Raw genomic sequence first — 262 nt, 5'->3', positions numbered from 1 at the left:
TCACGGATCGGTTCCGGTGGCACGAACGAGGCCCGCAATAGCCCGTGCGCGGCAAGCTGGGCGAGCCACGCGGCGTCGGAGACGTCCGTCTTGTGCCCCGGGATGTTCCGTGCGGCCTTGGCGTTGACGAGCATCACCGGCAGCGTCTCTTCGAGAAGGTAGTAGAAGGGTTTCCAGTAATCACTGGTCGCTTCCATCACCACCGTGCTCACATGTTCGCGTTCCAGGAACTCCCGCAACTCCAGGATCGCCTGGGTAGTCG

1 protein-coding gene is annotated in these 262 nt (G+C 63.0%); it reads right to left on the bottom strand.

The window, feature by feature from the left end; genetic code table 11:
- The coding region (locus NFJ07_RS25840; RefSeq protein ID WP_269998951.1) for an IS110 family transposase at window positions 1-262 on the bottom strand (262 nt) is incomplete at both ends.

The organism is Arthrobacter sp. B2a2-09 (genome assembly GCF_027587375.1).
GTDB lineage: Bacteria > Actinomycetota > Actinomycetes > Actinomycetales > Micrococcaceae > Arthrobacter.
The sequence above is the reverse complement of the archived record's forward strand: the minus strand, read 5'-3'. Positions and strand labels throughout refer to the sequence as shown.